The organism is Amycolatopsis sp. DG1A-15b (genome assembly GCF_030285645.1).
In the GTDB taxonomy this organism is placed as follows: Bacteria; Actinomycetota; Actinomycetes; order Mycobacteriales; family Pseudonocardiaceae; genus Amycolatopsis.
Map to the genome: position 1 here is coordinate 2,533,956 of NZ_CP127296.1, position 15,903 is coordinate 2,549,858.

The following is a 15,903-nucleotide window of genomic DNA, read 5'->3' on the forward strand; positions in this document are numbered from 1 at the left end:
CACCCCGCCGCGCGGATCAGCCCAGCTCGCCCAGCACCCGGCGCAGCTCCGGCACCACCTCGTCGCCCAGCCGCTCGAACTCGCGCTTGAGCAGCGGGCCGGCGAGCTTCGCCCAGCCGTGGAACACGATCGTCGCGCGGTACCGGACCGTCGTGCCGTCCGGGCCGGACGTGAGCGTGAAGTCGTCGGTCGAGGTGGCGGTCCGGTTTTCGCCGACGAAGGTCACCTTGCCCGGTTCGCGGTGGGTCAGGTGGTAGTCGAGCTCCGTCGTCCGGCCGCGGAACTCCGACACGTTGTGCCACTGCGCCCCCACCGCGATCGGACCCGGGTCGGTGCGGGTGCACGAGATCGTGCCCGGGTCCCAGTCCTCCGTGTGCGCGAAGTCGGCCAGGTACTGCGCCACCGCACCGATCGGCGCCGTCACCCTGACCGTGCGTTCGACCTGGACCACTCCGGCCTCCCAAGATCGCTGCAGGTTCGTTGCAAGCCTACCGCGTCCCGCTCATCGAGACCGGTCGGCGACATCGATGTCATCGGTCCGGATTCTTGTCCTCCTTGTCTTCTTGACGGTGTCGGCGACCGCGGCGGAAGCTTCCTGGCAACGTTGTCAGTCCCCGGCGCCCCACCCCGCCAGGTCCCGGTTGCCGCTTGAAGAACGGAGTCCGCATGGCGGAGGAGAACGAGCGCGCGGAGGTGACCGCCCTGTCCCGCCGGCACGTCCTGACCGCGGGAACCGGGCTGCTGGCCGGGTTCGGGCTGGCGGCCGTCCTGCCCGGTGTCGCGTCGGCCGCGCCCGGGAGCCGCAAGAGCGACCTCGCGCTGTTCCGGCCGGTCCGGGTTTCCTCGACCGACTACGCCGCCACCCCGGCCGAGTTCGCCGTCGACGGTCTCGCCCGGACGGGCGTTCGCGGCTCCGGCTGGCGCGCCGCCCGGGGCGACGACCAGTGGATCGTCGTCGACCTGCAGGCCCCGTGCGCCATCGAATCCGTGGTCCTCACCTTCGAGGCCCGGCCCGGCGACCCGGCCTTCGACGCCGGCGCCTCCCGCTCCCGCACCAGCGGCTTCGAGGTCCAGTCCAGCTACGCGACGGCGTTCGACCTCGACGTCTCCGGCGACGGCAAGGCCTGGCGCACCGTGCACCACACCGACGCGGGCACCGGCGGTGTCGTCACGATCCCGCTGGCCGTCACCGCGCGCTGGGTCCGCTTCACCGCCAGCCGCCGCTCGACGACGAACCCGCTGGGCCTCAACGGCTTCCAGGTCTTCGGCACCAGCCGCGAGGCCCGGCCCGCGGTCCGCGGCTGGACGAGCTTCCCGGTGCGCCCGGACGACGAGCCGCCCGCACTGGCCGTGGCGGCCGACGGCACCGTCCCGCTCGAATCCGGCTGGGTGCTCACCATGGACGACTGGGCGCCCACCGGCGACGGCAAGACGCTTTCGGCTTCCACCGTGGACACCCGCGGCTGGCTCCCGGCGACCGTGCCCGGCACGGTGCTGGCCTCGCTCGTCGAGCAGGGGCAGCTGCCCGACCCGGTGTCCGGGATGAACAACCTGCACGTCCCGGAAGCGCTTTCGCGCCACGCCTGGTGGTACCGCCGCCGCTTCGCCCTGCCGCGCGGCCTGGACACCTCCCCGGGCCGCCACGTCTGGCTGGAGTTCGACGGCGTCAACCACGAAGCGCAGATCTGGCTCAACGGGGCCGAAATCGCCACGCAGAGCCACCCGTTCGGCCGCGGCGTCCACGACGTCACCGCCGCGCTCCGCCGCACCGGCGAGCAGGTCCTGGCCGTGAAGATCTCGCCGATGCCGCGGCCCGGCAGCCCCGGCGACAAGGGCGCCGACGGCAGCTCCTGGGTCGACGCCGGCGGCACGATGTTCGACAACTCGCCGACCTACCTCGCCGTCTCCGGCTGGGACTGGATGCCCGCGGTGCGCGACCGCGCGGCGGGTCTCTGGGACCACGTCCGCCTGCGCTCCACCGGCGCCGCCCTGCTCGGGGACGTCCGGGTCGACACGAAGGTGCCCGACGGCAAGACCGCCGAGGTCACGCTCACCGTCCCGGTGCGCAACGCCGCCGCGACCGCCCAGCGCGTCAAGGTCACCGCCGCCTTCGGCCCGGTGAACGTGGCGAGCACGGTCACCATCCCGCCCGGGCAGAGCACCGACGTGGTGTTCCCGAAGCAGCGGGCCGAGAACGCGAAGCTGTGGTGGCCCAACGGCTACGGCGACCCGGACCGCTACGACCTGACGCTGACCGCGGCGATCGGCGCGGCCACGAGCGACCGCCGGACGGTCAAGATCGGCCTGCGCGAGATCGGCTACTCCTACGACCTGCCGATCGTCATCGCCGACGGCCGCGCCACCCAGACCGTCGACCTCGCGCCGCAGAACGCCCGGTTCGTCCGCATGCGGGGGCTCAAGCGCGCCACCGGCTGGGGGTTCTCGCTCTGGACCATGTCGGTGGTCGACAGCGGGAACCCGGGCACCGACCTGGCGCAGGGCAAACCGTCGGCGGCCCAGTCGGTGGCCGACGGCAACCCGCCCGAGCGCGCGTTCGACGGCGACCCGAACACGCGCTGGACGTCCGGATACAGCGACGACCAGTGGCTGCAGGTCGACCTCGGCGCCGCGACGGCGTTCGACCGCGTCGTGCTGACCTGGGAAACCGCCTACGCGGCGACGTTCCGGATCCAGGTGTCGCAGGACGGCGGCACCTGGACCGACGTCGCCGCGGTCGACAACAGCCCGAAACCGCTGACCTTCCTCGTCAACGGCGTGAAGATCTTCGCCCGCGGCGGCAGCTGGGGCTGGGACGAACTGCTGCGCCGGATGCCGTCCGAGCGGGCCGACGCCGTCGTCGCGATGCACCGCGACATGAACTTCACGCTGATCCGCAACTGGGTCGGCTCGTCGTACCGGCCGGAGCTGTTCGACGCCTGCGACAAGTACGGCATCCTGCTGTGGAACGAGTTCTGGGACGGCTGGTCGACCGACCCGGCCAACCACGACATCTTCCTGGCCCAGGCGGAGGACACGGTGCTGCGCTACCGCCACCACCCGTGCGCGACCGTCTGGTTCGGCTGCAACGAGGGCACCCCGCCGCCTTCCCTCGACAACGCGCTGCGCGACCTCGTCCACACGCACACCGACCTGCTCTACCAGGGCAATTCGGCGGGCGGCGTGATCACCGGCGACGGACCGTACTACTGGCAAGACCCGAAGCGGTACTTCTCGGGCGAGGCGACCGGCGGCAAGTACGGGTTCTGGAGCGAGATCGGGCTGCCGACGGTGTCGGTCGTCGAGAGCATGCGCAACCTGGTCGGCGCCGGGGACCCCGGCTGGCCGATCGGCGCGCCCTGGTTCCTGCACGACTGGTCGACGGGCGGCAACCAGTCGCCGCAGAGCTACCTCGCGGCGATCGACGCCCGGCTCGCGCCGTCGACGAGCCTGGCCGAGTTCTGCCGCAAGGCGCAGTTCGTCAACTACGAGAGCATGCGCGCCATCTTCGAGGCGTGGAACGCGAAGCTGTGGGCCGACGCCACCGGTGTGCTGCTGTGGATGTCGCACCCGGCGTGGCACAGCACGGTGTGGCAGACCTACGACTACGACCTCGAGGTCAACGGCAGCTACTACGGCGCACGCAAGGGGTGCGAGGCCCGGCACGTCCAAGCCGACCTCACGACGTGGCAGGTGCGCGTGGTCAACCACACGCCGGGCGCGCTGACCGGCGTGACCGTCACCGCGCGGCTCCACGGCCTCGACGGGACGGCGCTCGGTGAAGCCCGGCAGCAGAAGCTCGACGTGGCCCCGGTTTCGGCCGCGGCCGCGTTCACCGTCCCGTTCGCCGACGGCCTGCCGGACCTGCACCTGCTCCGGCTGACCCTGACCGACGGCCGCGGCACGGTGCTGTCGGAGAACACGTACTGGCGGTACCGGACGGACGCGGCGATGCGCGCGCTCAACCAGCTCCCGGGCGCGCGCCTGAGCACGTCGCTGCGGCCGGACGGCGACGCCTACACCGCGACGGTCCGCAACGACGGGAGGACCGTCGCGGCGATGATCCGGCTGTCGCTGCGCGAACGCAACGGCACCGACCGCGTGCTGCCGACCCGCTACGGCGACAACTACTTCTGGCTGCTGCCGGGGGAGAGCCGCACGATCCGCGTCGAGCCGCGGCGGCGGGTGCCGAACGCGAAACTGCTGGTGGAGGCGTACAACGTGGCCGCGAAGCTGAGCTAGCCGCGGTTTTTGTCGGACCCCACCGCTACGCTGGCGGGGCTCGCGAGCGGGGAGTTCCGGTGCGTGGCTGTGGGTCGCGATTCCGGAGCGAGTGGAGGGGTGGCACGTGTTCCCCTCACCGTCCGCCGACGACCAGCCCGGAGCCGATCCGGGTCTCGGTTCTCCTCGCTCGCGGGCCTGACGTGGGGGAGGGGCGGTCATCGAAGAGCTGTACCGGACGGTCCTGGCCAGAGCGGCGTACCAGGACGCGTTCTTCGCGTGGCCACGCGAAGAGAAGGAGCGGTACGTCGCGCTGCTGCGGGCGGCGGATCCGACGTGGGCGCCGGGTTTCCTGCGCTGGCTGCGGGTCGAGACCCCGATGCGGTACGCGGCCCTGGCCGGCGCGGCGGCGTTCGTGGCCGGGCGGCTGGAGCGGGGTGAGCACGGGGTCTCGCGGCAGGTGATCGCGTCGGTGCTGCGCCGCGCCGACGACCCGGGGCACCTGCTGGCGTACTGGAGTTTCGCGTACGGGCCGTCGCTGCCGAAGCCGGTGAAGCGCGGCGTGGCCGACGCGGTGACCCGCCTGTACGACGAGCCGGCCCTGCTGGCGTACGACGACGGCGGCCACCACTTCGAGATGGGCTTCATCCGCGCCGACCTGCCGTGGCTGCACGGCGTCGGCACGCCCCGGCCCCTGCGGTTCGGCGAGGTGATCAGGCGCGTCCACCCGAAGGCCCGCGACAGCGCACAGGGCGACCTGTTCCGGCACGCACTGGCCCGGCGGCACGGGAAGGTCCGGACGATCCCGGAAACGTTGCCGCTGGTGCGGAGCTGGGCCGGGATCCCTGGTGAGGGGAACGAAGCCGCGGCGGCCCCGGCGGGAGGCTCCGGTGGGCGCGAGGCTGACGTGGGCGGCGGGTCGGCGGCCGGGGCCGGTACCGGAGACGAGGTGCGGCGGCAGGTTCCGGCAGCGGCCGGGCTCGGGGGGCGGGGCCGGGTGGCGGGGGAGTCGGCGGCTGAAGATGTGATGCCGGGGGGATCGTTGCGGCGGGGCTCTGTGGCGGCGGGGCCAGCGGAGCTGGCGGCTGAAGATGTGGTGCCGGGGGGATCGCTGCGGCGGGGCTCTGTGGCGGCGGGGCCAGCGGAGCTGGCGGCTGAAGATGAGGTGCAGGCGGGATCGTCGGAGCGGGGCCGTGCGGCAGTACAGCCGGGAGCGCCGCAGGCCGAGGTCACATCCGGGCCTCTAGGGCAGGGCTCGGTGGAGGTGGAGCCGGCGGCCGAGGTGGCGGCCGGATCGTCGGAGCGAGGCCGTGTGGCAGCACGGCCCGGAGCCCCGGCGGCTGCGCACCAAGCGCTCGCCGGGCCGCTGCACCTGCTCGGCCGGCTCCGTGCGAACTCCGGCCACCCGCCGCCCGGGCAGTGGCTTGCCCAGCTGCGGCGGGCCACCACCCCCGCACACGCCGAAACCCTCCTCGCGGCCCTGCCGGTGGCCGACCTGCTGGCGCGGCCCGGCGGCCTCGCCCGGCTGGAACCGCTGATCCCGCACCTGCCCCTCGCCGCCCTGCTCGCGCACCTGCGCCGGCTCGATGCCGCCGGGATGGGGTTCGAGACCGCCATGGCCGTTGCCGCGCGGATCGGGGATCCCGGCGAAGTCCGCGCGTCCGGGGTGGGGCCGCTGCGGTTCGCCGCGGCCTGGGCCGGCGTGGACAGCCGGCGGTGGGAACCCGCCCTCGCCGCCGGTGCGCGGCACAGCCTCGGTGCCGTCCCCCGGCTGCGGGGGCGCACCCTCGTCGTGGTCGAACCGCGCAGCGACACCCGGATCGTCTTCGGGCTCGCCCTGGCACAGCGGTGCGAGGACGCCGACGTCGTCCTCCTCGGCGGCGGCCGGTTCCCGCTCGAGCCGGAAGAATCCCCGCTGCACGCCCTGATCCGCTGGCACTCCACGGACCTGCGCACCGCCGCACCCGCCGCCGGGCACGACCGGGTCGTCCTCGTCACCGAGCAGTACCTCGAGGAGGAGGAGCCGGTCATCCCCGCCGGGGTCCCGCTCTACGTCTGGGAGAGCAGGCGCTACAGCCGGCACGAACACGAGCCGGAGTTCGGGCCCGGCTCGCCGCGCGTGTTCTTCCGCGGGCTCGGCGACGCGTCCTTCCGGCTCATCCCCTGGTGGGAGGAATTCGTCGGCCGGCACCAGATCGGAAGCTGATTTCGTCGTCGGCGACGAACTAGGCTGGCGGCGTCGCGCCTAGCTTCGGGAGGTGCTCGTTTCCGTGAAACTGCGCCCGCACGCCGGCCTCGCCCGCGTCCTCGACGACCTGGGCGGCACGCTCCTGGACCTGGTGCTCGGGGACGGCGACCGCCCGGGCAGCATCGGCGGCGTCGCCATCCACGATCCGCTCGACGAGCCCGCGCTGCCGAAGAACGCCCTGGTGCTGGGCGTCGGCCTCGCCGACCCCGACGAGGTCGTGCGGCAGCTGCGGACGCTGGCCCGCCAAGACGCGGCCGGGCTCGTGCTGCGCGCCCCGGTCACGGTGACCGCGGCGATCACCGCCGCCGTCGGGGAGACCGGCGTCGCCCTGCTCAGCCTGGCGCGGGGCGCGTCCTGGACCCAGCTCGCCGCGATGCTGCGGTCGCTGCTGGCCGAGGGCGACGTCGGCGACGCCCAGCCGGAGACGCTGGCCGGGCTGCCGTCGGGTGACCTGTTCGCGGTGGCCAACGCGATCGCCGCGCTGATCGACGCGCCCGTCACCATCGAGGACCGGCGGTCCCGGGTGCTCGCGTTCTCCGGACGGCAGGACGAAGCCGATCCCTCGCGCGTCGAGACCATCCTGGGCCGGCAGGTCCCCGAGCGGTTCGCCCGGATGCTGGCCGAACGCGGGGTGTTCCGCGAGCTCTACCGCAGCGATCAGCCGGTCTACGTCGACCGGCCGGCGGAAAGCCCGGCCGGGTTCATGCTCCCGCGCGTCGCCGTCGCGGTCCGGGCGGGCGACGAGATCCTCGGCTCGATCTGGGCCGCGGTGAGCGAGCCGCTGACGCCCGACCGTGCGCAGGCGCTGCGTGACGCGGCCCGCCTGGTGGCCCTGCACCTGTTGCGCGTCCGGGCGGGCGCGGATGTCGAACGGCGGCTGCGCGCGGACCTGCTGAGCACCGCTCTCGAAGGCGGGCCCGCCGCGCGCGAGGCGCTGAGCCGGCTCGGCCTGGCCGACCAGCCGGTCGTCGTGCTGGCGCTCGCGGTGCTCGACACCGGGGCCGCCGGCGCCGAGCTGGCGGCCGGCCGCCAGCGCCTCAGCGACGGGCTGGCGATGCACCTGAGCGCGGTGCACCCGCGGTGCGCCGCGGCGCTGGTCGGCGACACGGCCTACGGGCTGGTGCCGGTGACCCGCGACACCGACGCCGAGCAACGCGCCCTGCGGATCGCCACGGACTTCCTGGACCGGGTCGGCGACCGCGTCCGCGCGGTGGTCGGCATCGGCCCGGTGGCGCGCAGCGCGGCCGAGCTGCCGGAAGCCCGCGGCAGCGCGGACCGGGCGGTGCGCGTGCTCCGGTCGGGCAGCGGCGCCGGCCGCCGGGTCGCGCTGCTGGCCGACGTGCACGTCGAGGCCCTGCTGCTGGAGCTGCAGGACCTGGTCGCCGCGCGTGGCGACCGCCCGACCGGCGCGGTCGCCCGCCTGCTCGACTACGACGCCCAGCACCAAGCCCACCTGGTGGAGACGCTGCGAGCCTGGCTGGACGCGTTCGGCGACGTCATCGCGGCGTCCGCGGCGGTTCACGTGCACCCGAACACCTTCCGCTACCGCCTGCGCCGCCTCGCCGAGGTCGGCGGCTTCGACCTGGCGGACCCGGAAGCGAGGTTCGCGGCCATGCTCCAGCTCCGCGTGGTGGCCCCACCGGCCCGTGATCGGAAGGCCGGCACGCGTGATCGGAAGGCCGACACGCGTGATTGAAGGGTCGACACGGCGGAACCCGGGGCGGGCCCGCGGAAAATGCGTTGGCCGCCGGTGCGCCCGTCGCTACCCTTCCCCGGAACCCGTCCACCGCGTCGACCGAAGGGAGCCGGCCGTGCGTCACCGCATCGCTGTCGCTTCCCGTCCGCGGTCCGAGGTGATCCTGGTGTCTTCGCGTCCCCGGTGCCTGCCGCGCGGCTCGCACCGGACCCCGTGACGCGTTCCTGAAACCCGCCGCGGGGAATCGCGCCGTCCCGATCAGTTCGTCCACAAAGGACCGTGTCGTGCGCAACCGACCCCTGACCACCGTCCGCAACCTGGGCATCCTCGCCCACGTCGACGCGGGAAAGACCACCGTCACCGAACGGATCCTCCACCGCACCGGCGCCACCCACAAGACCGGCGAGGTCCACGACGGCACCACCGTCACCGACTTCGACCCGCAGGAACGCGACCGCGGCATCACCATCTTCGCCGCGGCCGTCAGCTGCACCTGGAACGGCCACCGGCTCACCCTCATCGACACCCCCGGCCACGTCGACTTCACCGCCGAGGTCGAGCGGTCGCTGCGGGTGCTCGACGGCGCCATCGCCGTGTTCGACGCCGTCGCCGGGGTCGAACCGCAGAGCGAAACCGTGTGGCGCCAGGCCGACCGGCACGGCGTGCCGCGGATCGCGTTCGTCAACAAGCTCGACCGCGCGGGCGCCGACCTCGACGCCGCCGTCGCTTCGATCCGGGCGCGGCTGCACCCGGCACCGCTGGTCGTGCAGCTGCCGATCGGGCGCGAGGACGGCTTCACCGGCGTCGTGGACCTGGTCCGCCTGCCGGTGGACGCCTCGGCCGAGGCGCGGCGACGCCGGCGTGTGCTGGAAGAGGCCGTCGCCGAGCTGCATCCGTTGGCGCTGGAGGAGTTCTGCGCTGCGGGGACCATCTCGGCCGAGACACTGGAGAAGGCGCTGCGGGAGCTGACCCTCAGCGGCGACGGGCTCGTCGTGCTGTGCGGGGCGGCCTACCGCGACCGCGGGATCGAGCCGCTGCTCGACGCCGTCGTCGCGTACCTGCCGTCGCCGGCGGACGTCCCGCCGGTGCGGCCCGACCGGCCCGCCGACCCGGCGGCGCCGGTGGCCGCACTGGTGTTCAAGGTCGTCTCGGCGGCGACGGGACGGCTGACGTACCTGCGGGTGTATTCGGGAACGCTGCGGAAGGGAGACCAGGTGACGGACGCGGGACGCACCGAGCGCATCGCGCGCGTCCTGCGCGTGCAGGCCGACCGCCATTCCGAAGTGGACAGTGCGGCGGCCGGCGACATCGTGGCGGTCGCCGGGCCGAAGGCGGCGCGCGTCGGCGCCACCCTCTGCGCGCCCGGCGACCCGGTGCTGCTGGAGCCGCCGGTGACGGCGGACCCGGTGGTCTCGGTGGCGGTCGAACCCCGGCGGGCCGGCGACGGCGAGCGGCTGACGGCGGCCCTGTCGCGGCTGGCCGAGGAGGACCCGTCGCTGGTCGTGCGGGTCGATCCGGAGACCGGGCAGACGGTGCTGTCCGGGCTGGGTGAGCTGCACCTGGAGGTGGCGGTGGAGAAGCTGCGCCGCGACCGCGGCCTGGAGGTCGCGGTGGGCCGTCCTTCGGTGGCGCACCGCGAGACGGTGGTCAGCGGCGTGACGGGGCTGGTGTACCGCCACGTCAAGCAGGACGGCGGGGCGGGCCAGTTCGCCCACGTGGTGCTGGATGTCTCGCCGGCGCCGGAGGGCTTCGAGTTCGCTTCGGCGGTCGTCGGCGGCCGGGTGCCGCGCGAGTACGTCCGCGCGGTCGAGGCCGGCTGCCGGGACGCGCTGGCCGAGGGGCCGCTGGGCGGGCACCCGGTGACGGGCCTGCGCGTGACGCTGACCGACGGGGCGACGCACCCCAAGGACTCGTCGGACCTGGCGTTCCGCACGGCGGGCCGGCTCGGGCTGCGTGAGGCGCTGCGCTCGTCGGTGCTGCGCCTGCTCGAGCCGGTGGCCGAGGTGGTGGTCACGGTCCCGCCCGACGCGGTCGGCGGCGTGCTCGGCGACCTCGCCGCCCGCCGCGGCCGGGTGGCCGGCTCGGCGGTCCGGCCGGGTTCGGCGGTGGTGACGGCCACGGTGCCGGTGGCGGAGCTGTTCGGCTACGCGAACCGGCTGCGGAGCCGCACGCAGGGCCGCGGCACGTTCACCGCCCGTCCGGCGGGGTTCGCGCCGGTGCCGTGAGCTCGAGGGTGGCGAGCCGGGGTTTCCCCGGCTCGCCACCCACCCCGCGTGTCGACCCGGCAATCACGCGTGTCGACGCCCCGATCACACGTGCCGGCCGTTCCGTCACGGAGGGACCGGCACGGATCCGCGCTCAGCCGCGCGGCAGCGATTCCACCCCGGCCAGCAGCCGGTCCACGTCGTCGTCGGTCGTGTACGGGGCGATCCCCGCCCGGACCGCCCCCGTGTCGCCCAGCCCCAACCGCCGGGAGCACTCGATCGCGTAGAAACTCCCCGCCGGTGCGTTCACCCCCTGCGCCCCGAGGTGCTCGTACACCGCCTGCGAAGCGATCCCCTCCACCGAGAACAGCACCGTCGGAGTCCGGTGCCGCCCCGGCGCGCCGTACCGCGTGACGCCCGGCAGCGCGGCCAGGCCGGCGTCGAGCCGAGCCAGCAGCGCGTCCTCGTGCGACTCCAGCCCCGCCATCGACGCCACCAACCGCGACCGGCGCGGGCCCGTTCCCGGCACCAGCCCCGCGAGAAAATCGATCGCCGCGGTCGTGCCCGCCAGCAGCTCGTACGGCAGCGTGCCCAGCTCGAACCGCTCCGGGACCGCGTTGGCCGACGGCAGCAGCTTGTCCGGGTGCAGCGTTTCGAGCAGGGCCGGCGCCGCCGCGACCACGCCGAGGTGCGGCCCGAGGAACTTGTACGGCGAGCACGCGTAGAAATCGGCCCCGAGAGCCGTGACGTCGACCGCCGCGTGCGGGGTCAGGTGGACGCCGTCGACGTAGAGCAGCGCGCCCGCGTCGTGCACCTCCGCGGCGATCGCCGGGATGTCCGGGCGGGTGCCGAGCAGGTTCGACGCCGCCGTCACCGCGACCAGCCGCGTCCGCTCCGACAGCAGGCCGCCGATCGGCGCGAGTTCGCCCGTGGCCGGGTCGAAGTCCGCCCAGCGGACGGTGGCGCCGGCCGCCGCCGCGGCCTGGACCCACGGGCGGATGTTGGCGTCGTGGTCGAGGCGGGTCACGACGACTTCGTCGCCGGGACCCCACTTCTGGGCCAGCGTCCGGGAGAAGTCGTAGGTCAGCTGCGTCATGCTGCGGCCGAAGACGACGCCGGCCGGGTCGGCGGCGAGCAGGTCGGCGACGGCCTGGCGGGCTTCGGCGACGACCGCGCTCGCCCGGCGTTCGGCCGCGGTGACGACGCCGCGGTTGGCGATCGCCGCGCACAGCGTGCCGGCCACCGCTTCCGCGACGACGTCGGGGACCTGCGAGCCGCCGGGTCCGTCGAAGTGGGCGGCGCCGCCGTCGAGGGCGGGGAAGTGCGCTCGGATCGTCTGAACGTCGTAGGTCACGCCGCCAGCATGCCGAACGGCGCCCACCGGCCTCAAGATCCGGCGAGGCCCTCGAACGTCAGCGTCCGCGGTTGCGGGGGTGCTCCCGCGCCCGGCGCTCGTTGCCGTGCTTGTAGTTGCCGGTCACCCGGGCCATCAGCTGCTGCTGGTCGTCACCCCGCGCCACCGCGGCCAGGAACCGGGCGGCGGCGGCCCCGCGCAGCGTCCCGGCCGGCCGGCCGTGGTGCGTGATGGTCACGGTGCCCTGCTCGTCGCGGTAGGCGAAGCCCTCCGGTGTCCCCATCCGCACAGGGTGGCACGGGCGGCAACCGGTTTTCCCCGGGTCGGTTCGGGGGTTTCCCGGATGGTGCCCGGGCCGGGACCCGACAGAATGCGTGGGGTAGGCGGAGGGGGAGCAGGGTGCGAGGCAGGCTGGGGAACAAGTACGTGCTGGTGGGCGCCCAGCTGCTCGTGCTGGTGGCGGTGCTCGTGTCGTGCAACGGCGGCCGGTGGCGGTTCCCGGCCTACCGCGTCGACCTCGACGTCTACCGGCTCGGCTCGGCGGCGCTGTGGCACGGCCAGGCGCTCTACGGCACGCTCCCGCCCACCGGCGACGGTCAGCTCCTGCTCTTCACCTATCCGCCGTTCGCGGCGATCCTGCTGGCCCCGCTGGCCGTCCTGCCGTACTGGGCCGCCTGCCTCGCGCTCACCCTGCTCACGCTCGGCGTGCTGGCGGTGGTCCTGGTGACGGTGCTGCGCGCACTCGGCGCCCGGTGCGACTGGCGGCGGGTGGCGGCGCTGCTGCTGGCCGCCGAGGTGCTGGAACCGGTGCTGCGCACGCTGTACGCCGGGCAGCTCGACCTGCTGCTGCTGGTGCTGGTCGTGCTGGACGTCCTGGTGGACACGCCGCGCTGGCCGCGTGGCCTGCTGATCGGTCTGGCTGCCGCGGTGAAGCTGACGCCGGCGGTGTTCCTGCTGTACTTCCTGCTCCGCCGGGACAGCCGGGCCGCGGTGACCGCCGTCGTGACGTTCCTGGCCGCGACGACGCTGGGGTTCCTGCTCGCCGGCGCGGACTCGGTGCGGTACTGGACGGGCGCGCTGTGGGACACCGGCCGCGTCGGCGAGCCGACCTACGCCGGCGACCAGTCGCTGCTCGGGCTGCTGGCCAGGGCCGGGGTGCCGCCGGAGGCGCGGACGGCGTGGTGGCTGCCGCTGGTGGCGGTGGTGCTCGTGCTGACGGCGCTGGGCGTGCGGCGCGCGCTGGCCGCGGGGGAGCGGACCGTCGCGCTCGGCGTCAACGCGATCGGGGGGCTGCTGGTCTCGCCGATCTCCTGGACCCACCACTGGGTCTGGGCCGTGGTCGTGCTGCTCGGCTGGGCGGAGCTGGCCCGCCGCACGCGGCGGCGGGGGTTCGCGGTCCTGGCCGGGGCGGGCGCGGTGCTCTTCGTCGCGGGGCCGCAGTGGTGGTGGCCGCGCGGCGGGGAGGTGGAGCGGCAGTGGAACTTCCTCCAGCAGCTCACCGGCAACGGCTATGTCCTGTTCGGACTCGCGGTGCTGCTGACGGCGGTGCTGGTGCGGTTCCCGGAGCGAACCGGCCCGGTCAGCGCCGCTGTGCCGGCCCGCGCCGGAGCCAGCCCGCTCCCAGGATGAGCATCGCGGTGCCGAGCGCCAGGTCGAAGCAGACGCCCGCGGTGTTCATCGGCAGCGCGTCGGTGATCGCGTGCGGCAGCGGGAGCAGCCCGGCGAGCCCCACCACGGCGTAGCTGGCGCCGGCGACCAGGAGGAAGCGGGCGGCCCAGCGCGAGGAGCGGGTGCAGAACACCGCGGTGGCGCCGGTCAGCAGGTGCACCAGCGTCCACACGCCGGAGACGGCGAGGACGCCGAAGAGCACGCGCGGGCCGCCGCCGGCCGGCACCCCGGCCATCAGCTCCAGCGCGGCGAGGACGAGGAACAGCAGGCCGATCAGCATGCCCATGCCCTGCACGGGGGCAGGACCCCGCCGGGGCGCCCGGGCCTCGGGTTCAGTGGCCGTCATGCCTTCTGGGTTCCCCGCGCGAACCCTTTTAAAGCACCGCTTCACGGGTATCCGGGCACGATTCGGACGCCGACGAGGAGTGAGACGATGACCGAGTACCGCCACAGCGCGACCGCCGACATCCCCGCGGACGAGCTGTTCGCGTTCCTGAGCCATCCGGAGAACCTGCCCCGGTACTTCCCGCAGATGAAAGTCGCCGAGCCGAAGGGCGGGGACAGCGTCCACGTCGAGGCCGAGGTGCACGGCAACCGCGTCGCGAGCGAGGCGTGGCTGCACACCGATCCGGCGACCCGGTCGCTGACGTGGGGCGCGGAGGGCCCGGACGACTACCACGGTGAGCTGCGCATCCGCGACGACGGCCCGGCGTCCTCGGAAATCGTCGTCACGCTGCACAGCGTCCGGGAAGCCGACGGGGACGAGGTCCAGCAGGGCCTCGAACGCACGGTCGCGGCGATGACGCACGCCGCGTCCGCCGACGCCGACGTCGAGGCGGCCGAAGGCCAGGGCGGCTGGACCTCCTACGACGAGAAGAGGGATTCGTCGAGCTGAGGCGGGAACGGCCCGTAGGCGTTGCCGCGGGCGCCCCGGGTGCGCACCGCCGGCACGGCGAACAGGTACTTGAGCAGTTTCGGGGGTGCGGTGCCGCGGCCGCGGGCCCGGGCGGCGGCCGCCCGCCGTTCGCCCCGCACCTGGTCGGCCTGCACCCGCTCGATCGCGCGGATCCGGCCGGCCTGCACGGCCGCCAGGTCCGCGGCGGTGACGCCGCCGCGGCGGAAGGCGGGCACCAGCCGGTTCGCCGCGGCGACGGCGTCCTGGACCGCCATCAGGATGCCGTTGCCGCCGACCGGGGAGATGACGTGCGCCGCGTCGCCGAGCAGCAGCAGGCCCGGCCGGTACCAGCGGTCCACGCGGGAGATGTCGACCGACAGGAGCGTGGTCTGGGAGAAGTCCGTGAGCAGGTGGGCCCGGTCGGCCAGCCACGGCACGCGTTCGCGCACGAACGCGCGGATCGGTTCCACCCCGCGTTCGCGCAGCGCCGGGTACGAGCCCTTCTCGATGCTGTAGCCGACCTGCCAGTCGCGGACGCCGCCGAGGACGCCGACGTAGGCGTCGCGCCCGAAGTAGAGGTCGAGGTCCGCGTCCGGCGGGTCACCGGGGGAGCGGGGCAGCCGGAACCAGAGCAGGTCGGTGGTCGCGCCGAGCGACCGGGCTTCGAGCCCGGCCAGCCGCCGGACGGTGGAGAACCGGCCGTCGGCGCCGACGACGACGGACGCGGCGAGTTCGCCGCCGCGGTGGCGCACGCCGGTCACCGTGCCGTCGCCCGCTTCGAGCAGCCCGGTGACCTTGGCGTTGGTCCGCAGCGTGAACGACGGCAGGGCGCTCGCCCGCTCGGCGAGGAAATAGAGGAACCGCACCTGCGGCATCAGGGCGACGTAGCCGTACGGCGTGCGGAGGCGGTCGTAGTCGGCCGCGCGGTAGACCCCGGCTGGGGTGTGGAAGCGGAACGAGCGCGCCTTGAAGTGGTCGAGTTCGAGCAGGTCCTCGGCCAGGCCCAGCCGGTCGAGCAGTTCGAGGGTGTACGGGTGCAGCGAATCGCCGCGGAAGTCGCGGTCGAAGTCGGACCGCGACTCGAGCACGGTGACTTCGATGCGAGCGCGCGCGAGCAGGTAGCCGAGCAGCAGCCCGGCGGGGCCGCCGCCCGCGATCGCGACGCTCACGGCACGTCCACTGTGGACAGCCGGAACACCGCCATGCCCGGCAGGTGCTCGAGGATCTGCGCGGGGGTCGCGTCCTGGCGGACCGGGAACGCCCGGATCGCCCACGGCACCGACATCGCGGCCAGGTAGGCGGCGACCACCGCGGCCGCCTCTTCGCCGCCGGCCGGCTCGGCACGGCGCTCCTCGCGGCGGCCGCCGGACAGCAGCGCGCACTCCGGCGTGGCCAGGAGGTTCTCCACCCAGTCGCGGTCGCGGACCGGGGAGACGAGGTACTGCCCGCCGCCGCACGCGACCACGGCGAGGGGCACGCGCCGCGGCTCGCCGGTGCGGCGTCCCCGCGTCTCGACGACGCGCAGGGCGTACCCGCCTTCCGGCGGCGGCTCGGCGGGGGCGTCGATCAGCTTCGCGGTCATTTCGGCGTTCATCGCTCGGACGTCCACGAGGTCCACGG

At 74.4% G+C, this 15,903-nt stretch carries 12 protein-coding genes; 6 read left to right on the forward strand and 6 right to left on the reverse strand.

Translation table 11 applies throughout. The features are described from left to right. Window positions 1-16: 16 nt before the first annotated feature. Window positions 17-451, reverse strand: coding sequence for an SRPBCC family protein (locus tag QRY02_RS11570; protein WP_285991520.1), 435 nt, complete (start codon window positions 449-451; stop codon window positions 17-19). A 215-nt stretch (window positions 452-666) separates the two neighbouring features. Here QRY02_RS11570 and QRY02_RS11575 point away from each other — a divergent pair, with 215 nt between their 5' ends. The 4 genes from QRY02_RS11575 to fusA all read left to right on the forward strand — a co-directional run bounded on the left by QRY02_RS11575 (window position 667) and on the right by fusA (window position 10,387). Next, window positions 667-4,239 carry a discoidin domain-containing protein gene (locus QRY02_RS11575; protein ID WP_285991521.1) on the forward strand — a complete coding sequence of 1,191 codons (3,573 nt, stop codon included), beginning with the start codon at window positions 667-669 and terminating at the stop codon, window positions 4,237-4,239. Window positions 4,240-4,597: 358 nt separating this feature from the next. Next, complete coding sequence (locus QRY02_RS11580) at window positions 4,598-6,424, forward strand: hypothetical protein (RefSeq protein WP_285991522.1); 1,827 nt, start codon at window positions 4,598-4,600, stop codon at window positions 6,422-6,424. Window positions 6,425-6,476: 52 nt separating this feature from the next. After that, entirely contained in the window at window positions 6,477-8,162 is a 1,686-nt protein-coding gene (locus QRY02_RS11585; RefSeq protein WP_285991523.1) for a PucR family transcriptional regulator, read from the forward strand. A 284-nt stretch (window positions 8,163-8,446) separates the two neighbouring features. Beyond that, the gene (gene fusA / locus QRY02_RS11590) at window positions 8,447-10,387 is read left to right on the forward strand and encodes an elongation factor G (protein WP_285991524.1); all 1,941 of its coding nucleotides are present in this window, start codon (window positions 8,447-8,449) and stop codon (window positions 10,385-10,387) included. A 133-nt stretch (window positions 10,388-10,520) separates the two neighbouring features. Here the strand turns inward: fusA and QRY02_RS11595 are convergent, their stop codons facing one another. Next, window positions 10,521-11,720: a cysteine desulfurase-like protein gene (locus tag QRY02_RS11595; protein ID WP_285991525.1), complete on the reverse strand. Its 1,200-nt coding sequence runs from the start codon at window positions 11,718-11,720 to the stop codon at window positions 10,521-10,523. A gap of 58 nt (window positions 11,721-11,778) precedes the next feature. Beyond that, complete coding sequence (locus tag QRY02_RS11600; RefSeq protein ID WP_285991526.1) at window positions 11,779-12,003, reverse strand: hypothetical protein; 225 nt, start codon at window positions 12,001-12,003, stop codon at window positions 11,779-11,781. A gap of 116 nt (window positions 12,004-12,119) precedes the next feature. Here QRY02_RS11600 and QRY02_RS11605 point away from each other — a divergent pair, with 116 nt between their 5' ends. After that, a complete protein-coding gene (locus QRY02_RS11605) occupies window positions 12,120-13,349 on the forward strand; it encodes a glycosyltransferase 87 family protein (protein WP_285991527.1) in 1,230 nt (409 codons plus the stop codon). Here QRY02_RS11605 and QRY02_RS11610 read toward each other — a convergent pair. Next, complete coding sequence (locus QRY02_RS11610) at window positions 13,300-13,734, reverse strand: DUF4383 domain-containing protein (RefSeq protein WP_285991528.1); 435 nt, start codon at window positions 13,732-13,734, stop codon at window positions 13,300-13,302. The two genes, QRY02_RS11605 and QRY02_RS11610, sit on opposite strands and share 50 nt — an antisense overlap. A gap of 87 nt (window positions 13,735-13,821) precedes the next feature. On the opposite strand from QRY02_RS11610, the gene QRY02_RS11615 reads away from it, so the two are divergent. Next, window positions 13,822-14,283: an SRPBCC family protein gene (locus QRY02_RS11615; RefSeq protein ID WP_285991529.1), complete on the forward strand. Its 462-nt coding sequence runs from the start codon at window positions 13,822-13,824 to the stop codon at window positions 14,281-14,283. On the opposite strand, the gene QRY02_RS11620 is transcribed toward QRY02_RS11615, so the two are convergent. Together QRY02_RS11620 and QRY02_RS11625 are read right to left on the reverse strand one after the other, a co-directional pair. After that, on the reverse strand, window positions 14,253-15,452 hold the full coding sequence (locus QRY02_RS11620) for an FAD-dependent oxidoreductase (RefSeq protein ID WP_285991530.1): 1,200 nt from the start codon (window positions 15,450-15,452) through the stop codon (window positions 14,253-14,255). The two genes, QRY02_RS11615 and QRY02_RS11620, sit on opposite strands and share 31 nt — an antisense overlap. Beyond that, window positions 15,449-15,901 (reverse strand): nitroreductase family deazaflavin-dependent oxidoreductase, encoded by a 453-nt coding sequence (locus QRY02_RS11625; protein ID WP_285991531.1) that lies wholly within the window; start codon window positions 15,899-15,901, stop codon window positions 15,449-15,451. Before QRY02_RS11625 ends, QRY02_RS11620 begins: the two co-directional genes overlap by 4 nt. Window positions 15,902-15,903 lie beyond the last annotated feature (2 nt).